Origin of the sequence: Mesorhizobium sp. ESP6-5, assembly GCF_020164695.1 — a bacterium.
Lineage (GTDB): Bacteria > Pseudomonadota > Alphaproteobacteria > Rhizobiales > Rhizobiaceae > Mesorhizobium > Mesorhizobium australicum.
This window is the reverse complement of sequence record NZ_JAIUGR010000010.1, coordinates 19299-33855: the sequence shown is the minus strand read 5'-3', so window position 1 is coordinate 33855 and position 14557 is coordinate 19299. Positions and strand designations below refer to the sequence as shown.

Annotated in this window: 14 protein-coding genes; 11 read left to right on the top strand and 3 right to left on the bottom strand. The window is 62.8% G+C overall.

What is annotated here, in order from left to right:
- The first annotated feature begins 52 nt into the window (after positions 1 to 52).
- The 11 genes from LB524_RS17530 (at position 53) to LB524_RS17480 (ending at position 11276) form a co-directional block, all read left to right on the top strand.
- On the top strand, positions 53 to 484 hold the full coding sequence (locus tag LB524_RS17530) for a hypothetical protein (RefSeq protein ID WP_140618744.1): 432 nt from the start codon (positions 53 to 55) through the stop codon (positions 482 to 484).
- Complete coding sequence (locus LB524_RS17525) at positions 481 to 900, top strand: type II toxin-antitoxin system VapC family toxin (protein WP_140793300.1); 420 nt, start codon at positions 481 to 483, stop codon at positions 898 to 900. Before LB524_RS17530 ends, LB524_RS17525 begins: the two co-directional genes overlap by 4 nt.
- Complete coding sequence (locus LB524_RS17520) at positions 901 to 2298, top strand: aldehyde dehydrogenase family protein (RefSeq protein WP_224528778.1); 1398 nt, start codon at positions 901 to 903, stop codon at positions 2296 to 2298. It begins immediately after the preceding gene.
- A gap of 14 nt (positions 2299 to 2312) precedes the next feature.
- Complete coding sequence (locus LB524_RS17515; protein ID WP_224528776.1) at positions 2313 to 3485, top strand: iron-containing alcohol dehydrogenase; 1173 nt, start codon at positions 2313 to 2315, stop codon at positions 3483 to 3485.
- Between the two features lie 242 nt (positions 3486 to 3727).
- Positions 3728 to 4834: an ABC transporter substrate-binding protein gene (locus tag LB524_RS17510; RefSeq protein WP_224528774.1), complete on the top strand. Its 1107-nt coding sequence runs from the start codon at positions 3728 to 3730 to the stop codon at positions 4832 to 4834.
- A 64-nt stretch (positions 4835 to 4898) separates the two neighbouring features.
- The gene (locus tag LB524_RS17505; protein WP_140619323.1) at positions 4899 to 5816 is read left to right on the top strand and encodes an ABC transporter permease; all 918 of its coding nucleotides are present in this window, start codon (positions 4899 to 4901) and stop codon (positions 5814 to 5816) included.
- Positions 5813 to 6604: an ABC transporter permease gene (locus LB524_RS17500; RefSeq protein WP_140721305.1), complete on the top strand. Its 792-nt coding sequence runs from the start codon at positions 5813 to 5815 to the stop codon at positions 6602 to 6604. Before LB524_RS17505 ends, LB524_RS17500 begins: the two co-directional genes overlap by 4 nt.
- A 16-nt stretch (positions 6605 to 6620) precedes the next feature.
- On the top strand, positions 6621 to 7685 hold the full coding sequence (locus tag LB524_RS17495) for an ABC transporter ATP-binding protein (protein ID WP_015315812.1): 1065 nt from the start codon (positions 6621 to 6623) through the stop codon (positions 7683 to 7685).
- Between the two features lie 159 nt (positions 7686 to 7844).
- Positions 7845 to 9398: a cation:proton antiporter gene (locus tag LB524_RS17490; RefSeq protein ID WP_140875175.1), complete on the top strand. Its 1554-nt coding sequence runs from the start codon at positions 7845 to 7847 to the stop codon at positions 9396 to 9398.
- Positions 9399 to 9514: 116 nt separating this feature from the next.
- Entirely contained in the window at positions 9515 to 10423 is a 909-nt protein-coding gene (locus LB524_RS17485; protein ID WP_224528772.1) for an endonuclease/exonuclease/phosphatase family protein, read from the top strand.
- A 7-nt stretch (positions 10424 to 10430) separates the two neighbouring features.
- On the top strand, positions 10431 to 11276 hold the full coding sequence (locus LB524_RS17480) for an EamA family transporter (protein WP_224528770.1): 846 nt from the start codon (positions 10431 to 10433) through the stop codon (positions 11274 to 11276).
- Positions 11277 to 11280: 4 nt separating this feature from the next.
- Here LB524_RS17480 and LB524_RS17475 read toward each other — a convergent pair whose 3' ends face one another.
- From LB524_RS17475 to LB524_RS17465, 3 genes are all read right to left on the bottom strand, one after another.
- On the bottom strand, positions 11281 to 12498 hold the full coding sequence (locus tag LB524_RS17475) for an MFS transporter (protein WP_181171422.1): 1218 nt from the start codon (positions 12496 to 12498) through the stop codon (positions 11281 to 11283).
- A gap of 90 nt (positions 12499 to 12588) precedes the next feature.
- Positions 12589 to 12906: a Dabb family protein gene (locus tag LB524_RS17470; protein WP_015315817.1), complete on the bottom strand. Its 318-nt coding sequence runs from the start codon at positions 12904 to 12906 to the stop codon at positions 12589 to 12591.
- 11 nt (positions 12907 to 12917) lie between these two features.
- Positions 12918 to 14546, bottom strand: a complete 1629-nt coding sequence (locus LB524_RS17465) for a GMC family oxidoreductase (protein ID WP_224528768.1) — start codon at positions 14544 to 14546, stop codon at positions 12918 to 12920.
- Positions 14547 to 14557: the final 11 nt, after the last annotated feature.

The following is a 14557-nucleotide window of genomic DNA, read 5'->3' as shown; positions in this document are numbered from 1 at the left end:
GTTAATGTAGCTCATATGAAGGCTGCAAGCTGCAATTGTTGGGGAGTTCGCAATGTCCAAATATGCGCCGCTGAAGGAATTTCTGGTCGCCCAGAATGCCGACCGTGTCCCTATGTCGTTCGATCAGATCGAAAGCGTGCTTAGTCTGCCGTTGCCGGCATCGAAGCGATACCCCGCGTGGTGGAGCAACAATCCGAGCAACAATCCCATGACCAGGGAGTGGCTCGAGGCCGGGTTCGAAACCGAATCCGTCAACGTAGGCGCTGGCAAGCTTGTCTTTCGCCGCGTTCGCAAGATGCCGACCGGTGACGCCGCACCCGCTGTGCGTACGCACCGTCACCCTGGATTTGGTTTCATGAAGGGCTTGATAGCAATCGAGGCCGGGTTTGATGTCACCAAACCGTTCGATGATGAGCCTTGGGATCGGGGTTATCTGGGCGGTGAAACTCAGGCGCAGCATGGTAAACACGTGATGCGCAAATGAGTGAAGAGCCGAGCCTGCTGCTGGACACGTGCGCGATGATCTTCATTGCAAACGACAGCAAAATCGACCCTCAGGCAAGTCAGAAGATTTCCGACGCGGCCTATGATGGCCGCCTCTATCTCTCGCCGATGTCAGCATGGGAGATCGGCATCGGTGTGGCCAAGGGCCGGCTCAACTTGCCCATAGCGCCGCTCGATTTCGTAGAGCGATTCATTGAGCGCATGTCCGCAAAACTCAGCGCGATTTCGCCGGCTATTCTGATCGCGTCCTCCAACTTGCCGGGTTCGCCCCATGGCGATCCCATGGATCGAATACTGATTGCCACTGCAAGGGCCTTGGACATGGTTCTTGTGACGCGAGACGAGCCCATCCTTCGCTACAGCCGCAACGGCCATCTGCGTACATTAGCCTGCTAAATGGAGCACCTTTTGGAAACCGTAGAACTCAAATCCCCCATCGACGGCTCGATCTATGCGGAGCGGCCGATCGCTACCGACCAGGCGATCAACGCCGCGGTCGAGCGTGCCAAGGCGGCGCAGGAGAAGTGGGCGCAGACGCCGATCGTCGAGCGCGGCAAGTACATGCTGGCGATGCTGGAAGCACTGGTCGCGATGACCGACGAGATCGTGCCGGAGATCGCCTGGCAGATGGGGCGTCCCGTTCGTTATGGCGGCGAGTTCGGCGGCGTCAAGGAGCGTACCAACTATATGGTCGAGATCGCGGAAGCGGCGCTCAAGTCCGTGCCGGCCGCCAACCCGAAGGACGGCTTCCGGCGCTATGTGAAGAAGGATCCGCTTGGGGTGGTCATGGTGATCGCGCCATGGAACTATCCCTATCTGACAGCGGTCAACACCATCGTGCCGGCGCTGATGGCCGGCAACGCCGTCATCCTGAAACATGCCGCGCAGACGTTGCTGGTCGGCGAGCGCTTTCAACAGGCTTTCGACAAGGCCGGCCTGCCAAAGGGCGTGTTCCAGAATGTCGTGCTCAACCATGCACAGACGGAAAAACTGCTGGGTTCCGGCAAGATCGACCATGTCAATTTCACCGGCTCGGTCGCTGGCGGCCGTGCCATCGAAAAGGCGGCGGCAGGCACCTTCATGACGCTTGGGCTCGAACTCGGTGGCAAGGATCCGGCCTATGTGCTGCCCGACGCCAAGATGGACCATGCCGTGGCCAATCTGGTCGACGGCGCCTTCTTCAATTCCGGCCAGTGCTGCTGCGGCATCGAACGCGTCTATGTGCACGAAAAAGTCTATGACGAGTTCGTCGAAGGCTTCATCGCCGAGACCAGGAATTATGTCGTCGGCAATCCGCTGGAGCAGGCGACGACGATGGGACCGATGGCGCAGGCGCGCTTTGCCGACCTGATCCGCGAGCAGAAGGCCGAAGCGCTGCGCAAGGGTGCCAAGGCGCACATCGACATGAAGGTGGCTAACGACAAGGCCGGCTCGCCTTACCTGGCGCCGGAGGTGTTGACGCAAGTCGACCATCAGATGAGCGTCATGCGTGAGGAAAGCTTTGGCCCGATCGTCGGCATCATGAAGGTGCGCAATGACGAGGAGGCGATCGCTTTGATGAACGACAGCCCCTACGGGCTGACGGCCTCGATCTGGACGCGCGACACCGAGCATGCGGTGGCGATCGGCGACCGCGTCGAGACCGGCACGGTGTTCATGAACCGCTGCGACTATCTCGATCCCGCGCTGGTCTGGACCGGCGTCAAGGACACCGGCAAGGGCGTTGCCCTGTCGGCGCTGGGCTATGACAATCTGACCCGGCCGAAATCCTTCCATCTGCGTGAAGCCATCTAATTCGAAAGACAAAAATGTCCAAGCTCATCTCCAAATGGAACTACCCCACCACCGTTCGCTTCGGCGCCGGGCGCATCAAGGAACTGCCGGAGGTGCTCGCGGCCACCGGCATCAAGCGGCCGCTTTTCGTCACCGATCCGGGATTGGCGAAACTGCCGGTCGTCGCCTCGACGCTCAGGATTCTCGACGAGGCCAAGGTGCCCTATGGCGTGTTCTCCGAGGTGAAGCCGAACCCGGTCGAGTCCAACCTCACCGCTGGCATCGCGGTGTTCAAGAAGGGCAAGCATGACGGCGTCATCGCCTTCGGCGGCGGCTCGGCGCTCGACCTCGGCAAGCTGATCGCCTTCCAGGCCGGCCAAGTCAGGCCGGTCTGGGACTTCGAGGATGTCGGCGACTGGTGGACGCGCGCCAACTCCGACGCCATCGCGCCGATCATCGCGGTGCCGACCACCGCCGGCACCGGCTCGGAGGTCGGCCGCGCCGGCGTCATCACCAACGAGGAGACGCATACCAAGAAGGTCATTTTCCATCCGAAGTTGTTGCCGGCGATCGTCATCGCCGATCCGGAGCTTTCGGTCGGCATGCCTTCCTTCATCACCGCCGGCACCGGCATGGACGCGCTCGCCCATTGCCTCGAGGCCTATTGCGCGCCGGGCTACCATCCGATGGCCGACGGCATTGCCGTCGAAGGCATACGCCTGGTGTTCGAGAACCTGCCGAAGGCTTATGCCAATGGCAAAGATCTCGTCGCCCGCGCCCACATGATGAGCGCGGCCGCCATGGGCGCCGCGGCCTTCCAGAAGGGGCTGGGTGCCATCCACTCGCTGTCGCATCCGATCGGCGCGCTCTACGACAGCCATCATGGCATGACCAATGCCGTGTTCATGCCATATGTGCTGGCCTTCAATCGCGACTCCATCGAGGAGCGTATCGCCCGGCTCGCCGCCTATTGCGGCATCAAGGGCGGTTTCGACGGCTTCGCCAAGGCTGTTATCAAGCTGCGCAAGGAGTTGAAGGTGCCGCACGCGCTGCCGGGCCTGATCAAGGGGCTCGACATGGACAAGAAGCGCAAGAGCCTGATCGCCGACATGGCGGTGGTCGATCCGACGGCCGGCGGCAACCCGGTCAAGCTGACCAAGAAGGCGGCGCTGACACTGCTCGAAAACGCCATCGCCGGGACGGTCTGAGGCCGGTTCCTGGATGCGGAAGTTGATCGGGAAACGAGGGGAAAGGAGAGGGGAAGGGCGATATAGGGGCGGATTAATGATTAGCCGGAAAATTAAGTGATGGCTAATTGCTACAGTCCGTTAAAAAGAGTTAACTTTTCACGCTGCGAGGCGCCGGTTTCACAAAGCTTTCATCTGGCTGTCACACGAAAACGATACCGCATCGCAGACGTCCAACGGCGTCAGTTCAATGGAGAGAACACATGTTCAAATTCACGGGGAAAGTGCTTTCCCTTTCGGCCGCGACCCTGATGGTGTCGTCGGTGATTTCGTCCGCCGCTTCGATGGACGATCTCATCAAGGCCGCCAAGGCCGAAGGCCAGCTCACCACGATCGCCTTGCCGCATGACTGGTGCGGTTACGGCGACGTCATCGCCGGCTTTAAGGCGAAGTATCCGGAAATCACCGTCAACGAACTCAACCCCGACGCCGGCTCCGGCGACGAAGTCGAGGCGATCAAGGCCAACAAGGACAACAAGGGCCCGCAGGCTCCTGATGTCATCGACGTCGGCCTGTCCTTCGGCCCGACCGCCAAGGCCGATGGCCTGTTGATGCCATACAAGGTGTCGACCTGGGACTCGATCCCGGACAGCGCCAAGGATGCCGATGGCGCCTGGTACGGCGACTATTATGGCGTGCTGTCGTTCATGGTGAACAAGGACCTGATCAAGGAATCGCCGAAGGACTGGGCCGATCTCCTCAAGCCCGAATTCGCCAACGCGGTCGCCGTCGCCGGCGATCCGCGCGCTTCGAACCAGGCCATCCAGGCCGTCTACGCCGCGGGCCTTTCCGGTGGCGCGGCTGCTGGTGAAGCCGCTGGCACCGCCGGTCTCGACTTCTTCAAGAAGCTCAACGCCGCCGGCAATTTCGTGCCGGTCGTCGGCAAGCCGGCAACGCTTGCCCAGGGCCAGACCCCGATCCTGATCAACTGGGACTACAACGCGCTCGCCGGTCGCGACACGCTGAAGGGCAACCCGCCCGTCGACGTCATCGTGCCGAAGACCGGCGTTGTCGCCGGTGTTTACGTGCAGGCGATCAGCGCGTTCGCGCCGCATCCGAATGCAGCCAAGCTGTGGATGGAATATCTCTATTCCGACGAAGGCCAGGTCGGCTGGCTGAAGGGCTATTGCCACCCGATTCGCTTCAACGATCTGGCCAAGAACGGCAAGATCCCCGCGGACGTTCTGGCCAAGCTGCCGCCGGCGGAATCCTACGCCTCGGCCGCCTTCCCGACGCTCGACGAGCAGGGCAAGGCGAAGGAGACCATCAGCAAGAATTGGGACGCCGTTGTCGGCGCCAACGTCAAGTAAGGCTTGAAATCCACCGGGCGGCCGCGAGGCCGCCCGGTTTCCCCTCGAAGACGGTAGCCGGCGCATGACCGATCTTACGCTTTCAAATCAGTCCGTCACCACCAAGCCCGCGCCGCCGAACGAGGCGACCACTTTCCGCTTTCCGATGCAGTGGATTGGCGTGGCGCCTTTCTTCATCTTTGTCCTGATGTTCCTGATCCTGCCGACGATCTATCTCGTCCTGGGCGCTTTCCAGAATGGCGACGGTCAGCTGACGCTTGATAATATACTGCAGCTGGTCAGCGATCCCTCGATCAGCGCTTCCTACTGGGTTTCGATCAAGATCAGTTTCTGGTCGGCTGTCATCGGTGCCTTTGCCGGGCTCGCGATTGCCATCGCCATCGTGCGCGGCGGGCTTCCCAACTGGACCCGCTCGGCGACCCTGACTTTTTCGGGTGTCGCCTCGAATTTCGCCGGCTTGCCGCTGGCCTTCGCCTTCCTGGCGACCCTCGGCCGCGTCGGCATCGTCACGACGCTTCTGCGCGACGTTCTCAATGTGAACATCTACGCGATGGGCTTCAATTTCCTCACGACATCGGGCCTGATCGCGGTCTATCTGTTCTTCCAGATTCCGCTGATGGTGGTCATCATCGTGCCGGCCATCGACGGCTTGAAGAAGGAATGGGGCGAGGCCGCCGCCACGCTTGGGGCCACCCAGTCGCAGTATTGGCGCATGGTGGTCATCCCGGTCTTGTGGCCGAGCTTCCTCGGCACCGTTATCCTGTTGTTCGCCAATTCCTTCGGCGCCATCGCCACGGCTTATGCGTTTGCCGGCCCGGCACTCAACATCGTTCCCATCAAGCTCTATTCGCAGATCAATGGCGACGTGCTGCACAACCCGCAGCTCGGCTATGCCATCGCCTTCGGCATGATCGTCATCACGGGCTTGGCCAACGTCTTCTACATCTGGTTCCGGACCCGGTCCGAAAGGTGGCTCAAATGAAGTCGGGCAAATTCTGGGCCTGGGTCGTCTTCATTGTCGGCGCGGCCTATTTCTTCATTCCGCTGATGGCGACTGTCGAGTTCTCGTTGCGCATGCGGCGCGGCGTCCATTCCTTCGACGCCTACCAGATCGTGCTGGGCGACGCGCGCTTCCAGTCGACCTTCCTGTATTCGGTGGTCGCGGCCGTCTTCACCATCATCCTCGGCGTGCTGATCGTGGTGCCGGCGGCATACTGGATCCGGCTGCGCCTGCCGCAGCTCAGGCCGATCGTCGAATTCATCACGCTGTTGCCGCTGGTCATTCCGGCCATCGTCATCGTGTTCGGTTATATCAGGATGTACGGCTCGAATTCCCCGCTGCCGTTCCTGGGCAGCAATATGGGTGCGAATGCGCTGCTGGTGATCGGCTATGCGACGCTGGCTCTGCCCTACATGTATCGCGCCGTCGATACCGGGCTGCGCACCATCGATGTGCGGACATTGACCGAAGCAGCGCAGATCCTGGGCGCCGGCTGGAGCACGATCATTGGCCGGGTGATCTTGCCTAATGTCCTGATCGCCGTGCTGTCGGGCGCCTTCCTGACCTTCGCCATCGTCATCGGTGAGTTCACCATGGCGAGCCTCCTCAACCGTCCGGCCTTCGGCCCGTATCTGCAAAACGTCGGCGCCAACCGTGCCTATGAACCGGCAGCCCTTGCCATCATCGCCTTCGCCATTACCTGGGGCTGCATGTCGCTCATCCAGATTCTGTCCCGCTTCGCGCCGAAATCGGCGAACCGCCCGAATTGACCTGAGAGAAAAAGCCATGGCCGAGCCATTCCTGTCCATCCAGCATGTGCGAAAGTCCTACGGGTCCAACACCGTGGTGCAGGATTTCAGCCTCGACGTCGAGCCGGGCGAGTTCGTCTCGTTCCTGGGGCCATCCGGTTGCGGCAAGACCACTGTGCTGCGCATGGTCGCCGGCTTCGAGGAGCCGTCGGCCGGCAAGATCGTCGTCGCCGGCAAGGACATCACCCGGCTGAAGCCCAACCAGCGCAATGTCGGCATGGTGTTCCAGGCCTATGCGCTGTTTCCGAACCTCACCGTGGCGCAGAACATCGCTTTCGGGTTGAAGGTTGCCGGCATGCCGAAAGCCGACGCCGACAAGCGTGTGGCCGAGATGCTCGACATGATCAGGCTGCCGCAGATGGCGGACCGCTATCCCTATCAACTCTCCGGAGGTCAGCAGCAGCGCATCGCGCTGGCGCGTGCTATCGCGCCGAAACCAAAGCTCCTGCTGCTCGACGAGCCGCTGTCGGCGCTGGACGCCAAGGTGCGCGTGTCGCTGCGCGAAGAAATCCGCTCGATCCAGAAGAAGCTCGGCATCACCACCATCTTCGTGACCCATGACCAGGAAGAGGCGCTGTCGATCTCCGACCGCATCGCCGTCATGTATGGCGGCAAGGCCGAGCAGGTCGCGACGCCGTTCGAGATCTACAACCGGCCGGCGACCAAGTTCGTCGCCAATTTCGTCGGCACGCTGAACGTGCTCGAAGGCAAGGTCACCGACGCCGCCTCCGGCAAGGTGCAGGTCAATACGCAGGAAGTCTCGCTCAAGGGCAAGCTCAACGGCTCGAAGTCCGGCGACACGCTGTCTCTGGCGCTGCGGCCCGAGGCGATTTCGCTCGGCCGCCAGCCCGGCCGCGACTCCAGCCTGACCGGAGAGATTTCCGAAGTGCACTTCCTCGGCTCGGTTATCCGGGTCCGTGTCGGCATCGGCGGCAACACGGTGTCGCTCGACACTTTCAACAACTCCGCCACCCCGCCGCCCGCAGTCGGGGAGAAGGCCGAGATTTCGTTCTCGTCGAGCGATATGCTGGTGCTGCACTAGGTAGTCCGCTGTCGGAAGGCGCTCCCAAACGGGCGCTCCAGCCGTCGGGATTTCTCATGCTGTCGGCGGACGACACGGTCCGTGCCAGAGATGTCCCTGTTGTTCCACGACCATGACTTTGGCACTGCCAATCGCCTCGTTCGGCGGCTACGATAGAGCATGGCTCTTTTCGAACTGACGCTTATCCTCCTGTTGATTGCAGTCGCGCTGACGGCGCTGTCGCGGCGGCTGCAAGTTCCCTATCCGTCGCTGCTGGCGCTGGCGGGCGCGGGCATCGCCTTCCTGCCCGGCATGCCCACCATCGAAATCGACCCGGAACTGGCGCTGGCCTTGTTCATCGCGCCGGTGCTGCTCGACGCCGCCTACGACACCTCGTTGCGCGATCTCAATCGCAACCGGCTGCCGCTCGCCCTGCTGGCCTTGGGGGCGGTCGTTTTCACCACCGCAGCGGTTGCGCTGCTCGGCTGGAAGATGGCAGGCCTGCCGATCGCCGCGGCCGTCGCCCTTGGCGCCATCGTAGCGCCGCCCGATGCCGTCGCGGCGTCGGCCGTGCTCGGACAATTCAAGGTGCCGCACCGCATCACCACCATCCTGCAAGGCGAGAGCCTGCTCAACGATGCAACCGCGTTGCTAATCTACCGTATCGCTGTCGCCGCCGCACTCGGTCCGTTCCTGTTGAGCAGCGCCGCGCCCATGGTCGTCTTGTCGACCGTTGGAAGCCTGCTGGCCGGCTATGTACTCGGCCGGCTGTCGCTTGCCACGCTGAGCCGCATCGAGGACGCCGCCAGCGGTACCGTGGTGCAGTTCGCCGGTACGTTCGGTGTCTGGATCCTGGCGGACAGGTTGGGTCTGTCGGCGATCATCACCATCGTCGTCTACGCCATGACCATCGCGCGGACCGCGCCACGCCGAATGTCGGCGAGAAAGCGTGTCAGTTCCTATTCGGTCTGGGAGACGGCGGTGTTCGTGCTCAACGTGCTGGCCTTCGTGCTGATGGGTCTGCAGGCGCGGTCGATCGTCGGACGGCTCGCCGGTACGGGAGAGCTCGACGCATTCGTCTTTGCCGCGGCTGTGCTGGCGGTCGTCATCGTTTCGCGCCTGATCTGGGTGCTGGGCTGCGGTGCAGTCATCAGGTGGTTTGCCCGCTTTGGCGGCGCCGAGCATCAGCCGGATACGCCGTCCTTTCGCGGCGGCGTGCTCATCGGCTGGTGCGGCATGCGGGGACTGGTAACCCTTGCCGCGGCATTCGCCTTGCCGGTCGAATTTCCTGCTCGCGACCCGATCGTGCTCGCCGCCTTCACGGTCGTGCTCGGCACCCTGGTGCTGCAAGGAATGAGCCTGAAGCCGCTGCTGCGCGTCCTGAAGCTGGATCCCGACGAAACGGTCGACCGGGAGGTAGCGAAGGCGCGCGTCGTGGTCATGCAGGCCGCGCTTGATGTATTGAGCGGCAAAACCTCGAGCGCCGCAGCCGCGGTGCGCGAGCAATATGCCGCCCAGCGCAAGATCGCCAAAAATCCCGAGGATGCCCAGGCCGCGACCGAATATGACAGGCTGCGTCTCTATGCCATCAAAAGCCAGCGCGATGCCCTGGAGGAGCTGCGCCGCAACGGCACCATCGGTGACGAAGCCTATCACCGTCTGGAGGAAGAGATCGACTGGACGGAACTTGCGGCATCGCCGGCAGGCCGGTTCCAGCCGCTGACCACCGACTAGCAGATACCGCGTCTCGGCCGCTGCCCTGCTGGCCCAAGCCCCGTCCGTCCTCCTGCACATTGCAAGCGATCGGCCGAACCGTTACTGCCAACACCGAAAAGTGAGCCGGATAAGCAATGAAGCTGGTCAGCTACAACATCCAGTACGGATTCGGCAGCGACGGGCGCTACGATCTTTCGCGTGCGGCACGCCTTGTCGCTGGCGCCGACATCATCGCCTTGCAGGAGGTCGAGCGGCACTGGCAACGCAGCGATTTCGACGACCAGCCGGAGCGGCTTTCCCAATTGCTGCCTGGGTATCACTGGGTCTACGGCCCAGCCTTCGACATGGATGCCAGCGAGCTGCGCGACGGCCGCCTGGTCAATCGCCGCCGGCAGTTCGGCACCATGGTTATGTCGAAGCTGCCGATCGTCTGGTCGCGACTGCACGCGCTGCCGATGCGCCGCACGCTGCGGCCGCTCAACACCCGCAACGCCGCCCTCGAATGCATGATCCGCACGCCGGCCGGGCCGGTCAGGGTGCTGTCGCTGCATCTCGCGCACATCGCGGCGGAAGAGCGGCTGGAGCAGATCGATTATCTCATGGCCGAGCATCGCCGGGCACCATCGGAAGGCGGACCGTGGAGCGGAGCGAACGATGAACCTTCGCGTAACTGGACACATGGGGAAGTCGAGCCGGAAAATCCGCTGGCGACGATCTGGATGGGCGATTTCAACATGGAACCCGGCAGCGCCGAATATCGCCGCATTGTCGGCAGCACGCCCTATCATCGGGGCGCTGCCTATCTCGACGGCTTCGTCGATGCCGCTTCTGTCGCCAGCGAGCCGGTGGCGGATTTCCATACGCATGAGAAGATCATCGACGGCAGACTGGCAAAGCGCCGGCTTGATCATTGCTTCGTCGGCGGCATGCTGGCCGGGCGTGTGCGTTCTGTTGGATCAGACATGGGCGAGGTGGCTTCCGACCACTTCCCGGTCCGGGTCGACATCGATCTCGAGACGCCCTTCGGCTTGGGAGGTCGATGAGCTCCCCATGACGCTTTTCGTCTTTTTCGCGGTGCTTGCCGCGGCCGCCATGCACGCGATCTGGAACGCACTGGTCAAGGTGCATCTCGACCGCTTCCTGTCGATCACGCTGATGACGCTCGGCATGGGCACTGCTGCCCTCGTCGTGCTGCCCTTCGTCGAGTTGCCGAAGGCGGAGGTCTGGCCCTACATCATCGCTTCGGTGATCTTCCACATGGGCTATCGCACCTTCCTGATCGGCGCCTACCAGGCCGGCGATTTCGCCCAGACCTATCCGCTGGCGCGTGGCACGGCACCCCTGCTGGCCGCGATTGGCGGCATGTTCGTCGTCGCCGAAGTGCCAGCGCCGCTTGCCATCCTTGGCATCCTGCTGTTATCGGCCGGCACGCTGGTGATGTCGTTTCGCGGTGGCGCGCATCTGGAGAAGCTGAACCTGGGCGCGGTCGGCTATGCGCTGGGCACGTCGATCTTCATCGCCAGCTACACGCTGTCCGACGGCAGCGGCGCGCGGCTGGCGGCAACGGCGCAAAGCTATGCCGCCTGGTTGTTCATCTGCGATGCATTTGGCGCGCTGGTGCTGTGCCTCGTTTTCCGAGGGCCCAAAGCGCTTCCCGTTCTGGCGCGCGACTGGAAGACGGGACTGTTCACCGGGGTGCTTTCCGGCGCCGCCTACTGGATTGTCATGTGGGCGATGACCAGGGCGCCGATCGCCTCGGTGGCGTCGCTGCGCGAGACCTCGATCCTGTTTGCCATGATGATCTCGGTCTACGCCCTCGGCGAGAAGATGACAGGCTGGCGCGGCGCTGCCGCGCTCAGCATTGTTGCAGGCGTCATCGCGTTGAGGATGGGTTGACCTCTCAGCCGAGCACCGTCATTACCTGGCCGCGCCGCTCCGGACTGAAGCGGATGACGACGATGATGCAGACGGCGACCACACCGGCAAAAAGCGCCAGCGCATAGCCATAGCTGCCGCCGGGGGCTTCGGCGATCCCGGCCTGATATGGACCGCCATAGGAAGCGGCGAGATTGCCGGCCTGATAGATGAAGCCGGGCAAGGTGGCGCGCACCGCACCGGGAGAAAGCTCGTTGAGGTGGACCGGGATGACACCCCAGGCGCCTTGCACCGCGACCTGCATGACGAAGGCGCCAATGGCCAGCATGAAGGGCGTGGAACTGTAGGCCCATAGCGGGATCGCCGGCAGGGCGATGATGCAGGCGAGTGTAATGGCGTTGATGCGGCCGATCTTCTCCGACAGCGCACCGAATGCCAGGCCGCCGACGATGGCACCGATGTTGGCAACGATGGTGATCCAGCTCACCGTGTGTGGGTCAAAGCCGTGCTGTTTCTTCAAAAAGGTCGGGTAGAGATCCTGCGTGCCATGGCTGAAGAAGTTGAAGAACATCATCAGCACGACGGCATAGAGCGCGACGCCCCAGTGCTTCTGCAAGGTCTCCAGCATCCCCGGTCGAGCGGTTTTCTGTGCCTCGACGAAGGCAGGAGATTCCGGCACATGCGAGCGGATGAACAGGACGACCAGCGCCGGGACGAAGGAGAGCAGGAACATGGCGCGCCAGCCGATCGTGTAGCCGCCGATCGTCTGCTGGTAGAGCAGGCCATAGACCACCGCCGCCAGCAGGTAGCCGGCCGGATAGCCGCATTGCAGGATGCCCGAGACGATGCCGCGGGCGCTCGGCGGGACGGATTCCATGGCGAGTGAACTGCCGAGGCCCCATTCGCCGCCCATGGCGATGCCGAACAGCGCGCGCAGCGCCAGGAAGATGCCGAGATTGGGCGAGAAGGCGGCCAGCGCCCCGATCACCGAATAGCTGACGATGTTGAGCATGAGAATGGGCTTGCGCCCGTATTTGTCGGCTAGCATGCCAAAGAAGAACGCGCCGATGAAGCGCGTGGCCAAGGTCAGGAACAGTGCCTTTGACACTGCCGGGACATCCGTCTGGAATTCAGTCGCAATATCGGTGAGCAGGAATGTCAGAAGGAAGAAATCGAAAGCATCGAGCGTCCAGCCCAGGAATGAGGCCAGGACGGTTTTCTTCTGCTCGGTAGTGAGGTTCAAGGCGTCCTCCTTTGCATCCCCCAAAGGAACGATATGTCGCCCTGTCGGCAAAAGAGAACAGCGATCGGCCGGCTTTCGAAAGGCCGGCGGTCACTTTTTCGTAAGATCGAGATCGAAGACCATCAATCCGTCCGCGCCGCCTTCGAGAGCCGCGACCAGGCGAGCGCCGGCACGCTGATGCGCCTCATGGACGAGATAGGCGTCGCGCGCCGCGGCATCGCGGAAATCGATGGTGAAGCCATAGGTGAACCCGCGCGCGAAAGGCTCTGGGCTGACATTGGTGCTGAACTGGACGGTGTCCATGCCTTCGACCACCTGTCGCAACGCCTCGAGGCCGGCGTGGATGGCCGTGCGCTCGGTCGACGACACATCGCTGCGAAATCTGGCGAAAACGCAGTGCCTGATCATTTTACCACTCCCTATGCAGCACGATTGCCGGAAAACACTGCCGGCGGCAGCGGCTCGCGGCCGAGGATCAGGTCGGCACCCTTTTCGCCGACCATGATCGTCGGCGCATTGGTGTTGGAGGAAGGCACGCGGGGCATCACCGAGGCGTCGCAGACGCGCAGGCCCTCGATGCCGCGCAGTCTCAGGTCCGGCGTCACCACCGCCATCTCATCATGGCCCATGCGGCAGGTGCCGACAGGATGGTGATCGGTCTTGGAGGTGCGGCAGGCATAGTCGATCAGCTCATCGTCGCTGGCGAGCGACGGGCCGGGCAGCACCTCGCGCAGCACGTAAGGGGCAAGCGCCTTCTGCCGCATGATCTCGCGCGCCAGCCGCAGCCCTCTCAGCGACATGTCGCGGTCATAGGGATCGGACCAGTAGTTGGGGTCGATCAGCGGGTGGTCGGAGGGATCAGCGCTTTTCAGCCGCACCGTGCCGCGCGAGCGCGGGCGCAGGAAGGCCGAGTTCAAGGTGACGCCCGGGTTTTTCAGCTTCTCGACGCCAGCCTCGATGCCGGAGCCGAGGCCCAGATGGAACTGGATATCGGGCGAGGCGGCGGTCGGGTCGGCGTACCAGAAGCCGCCGGTCTCGAACAGGCTGGACGCCACCGGCCCCTTCTTCAACAGCAGATATTGCAGGCCAGCCCAGGCCGTGCGGTGCAGCTTGGCATAATTGTCATAGGTGTGGTCGCCGGTGCATTCGGCGATGACGAACAGGTCGAGATGGTCCTGCATGTTGGAGCCGACGCCGGGCAGGTCATGCACCGGCGTGACGCCGACCGATTTCAGATGGTCGGCCGGGCCGATGCCCGACTGCATCAAAAGCTTAGGCGAACCGATGGCGCCGGACGAGACGATCACCTCGCGGTCGGAGCGCAGGATTTTTGTTTCGCCGCCCGGCCTGTCGACCACCTCGACGCCGATGGCGCGACCGTTCTCGATGACGATGCGGGTGACCAGTACGTCGGTCCTGACGGTGAGGTTCTTGCGAGCGCGGATCGGCCTGAGATAGGCGACCGAGGCGGAGGAGCGCCGGGCATCCTTCTGGGTCAGCTGGTAATAGCCGACGCCTTCTTGGGCAGCGCCGTTGAAATCCGGATTGAAGGGAATGCCCATCTCCTGGCCGGCGCGGAAATAGGCTTCGCAGATCGGCAGCGGCGCAATCGGGTTCGAAACGCCGAGCGGGCCCTGGTCGCCGTGGAAATCGTTGGCGTAGCGCTGGTTGTTTTCGGCCCGTTTGAAATAGGGCAGCACGTCGCGGTAGCCCCAGCCGGCCAGCCCTTCCTCCTTCTCCCAGGCGTCGTAGTCGCGCGCATTACCGCGCGTGTAGATCTGGGCGTTGATTGAGGAGCCGCCGCCGACCACCTTGGCCTGCGTGTACCAGAAGACGCGGTCGTTCATGTTTCTCTGCGGCACCGTCGACCAGCCCCAGGACGCAATGCCCTTGGTCATCTTGGCAAAGCCCGCCGGCATGTGGATATAGGGATGCCAATCCTTGCCACCGGCTTCGAGCAGCAGCACGGAGTTGGAGGGATCCTCACTCAGCCGGTTGGCCAGCACGCAGCCGGCAGGGCCGGCGCCCACGATGATGTAGTCGGTCATTGTCTCATCCG

Coding starts and splice junctions, on each gene's coding strand:
- LB524_RS17530 (WP_140618744.1), top strand. CDS start 53: ATGTCCAAATATGCGCCGCTGAAGGAATTTCTGGTCGCCCAGAATGCC.
- LB524_RS17525 (WP_140793300.1), top strand. CDS start 481: ATGAGTGAAGAGCCGAGCCTGCTGCTGGACACGTGCGCGATGATCTTC.
- LB524_RS17520 (WP_224528778.1), top strand. CDS start 901: ATGGAGCACCTTTTGGAAACCGTAGAACTCAAATCCCCCATCGACGGC.
- LB524_RS17515 (WP_224528776.1), top strand. CDS start 2,313: ATGTCCAAGCTCATCTCCAAATGGAACTACCCCACCACCGTTCGCTTC.
- LB524_RS17510 (WP_224528774.1), top strand. CDS start 3,728: ATGTTCAAATTCACGGGGAAAGTGCTTTCCCTTTCGGCCGCGACCCTG.
- LB524_RS17505 (WP_140619323.1), top strand. CDS start 4,899: ATGACCGATCTTACGCTTTCAAATCAGTCCGTCACCACCAAGCCCGCG.
- LB524_RS17500 (WP_140721305.1), top strand. CDS start 5,813: ATGAAGTCGGGCAAATTCTGGGCCTGGGTCGTCTTCATTGTCGGCGCG.
- LB524_RS17495 (WP_015315812.1), top strand. CDS start 6,621: ATGGCCGAGCCATTCCTGTCCATCCAGCATGTGCGAAAGTCCTACGGG.
- LB524_RS17490 (WP_140875175.1), top strand. CDS start 7,845: ATGGCTCTTTTCGAACTGACGCTTATCCTCCTGTTGATTGCAGTCGCG.
- LB524_RS17485 (WP_224528772.1), top strand. CDS start 9,515: ATGAAGCTGGTCAGCTACAACATCCAGTACGGATTCGGCAGCGACGGG.
- LB524_RS17480 (WP_224528770.1), top strand. CDS start 10,431: ATGACGCTTTTCGTCTTTTTCGCGGTGCTTGCCGCGGCCGCCATGCAC.
- LB524_RS17470 (WP_015315817.1), bottom strand. CDS start 12,906: ATGATCAGGCACTGCGTTTTCGCCAGATTTCGCAGCGATGTGTCGTCG.
- LB524_RS17465 (WP_224528768.1), bottom strand. CDS start 14,546: ATGACCGACTACATCATCGTGGGCGCCGGCCCTGCCGGCTGCGTGCTG.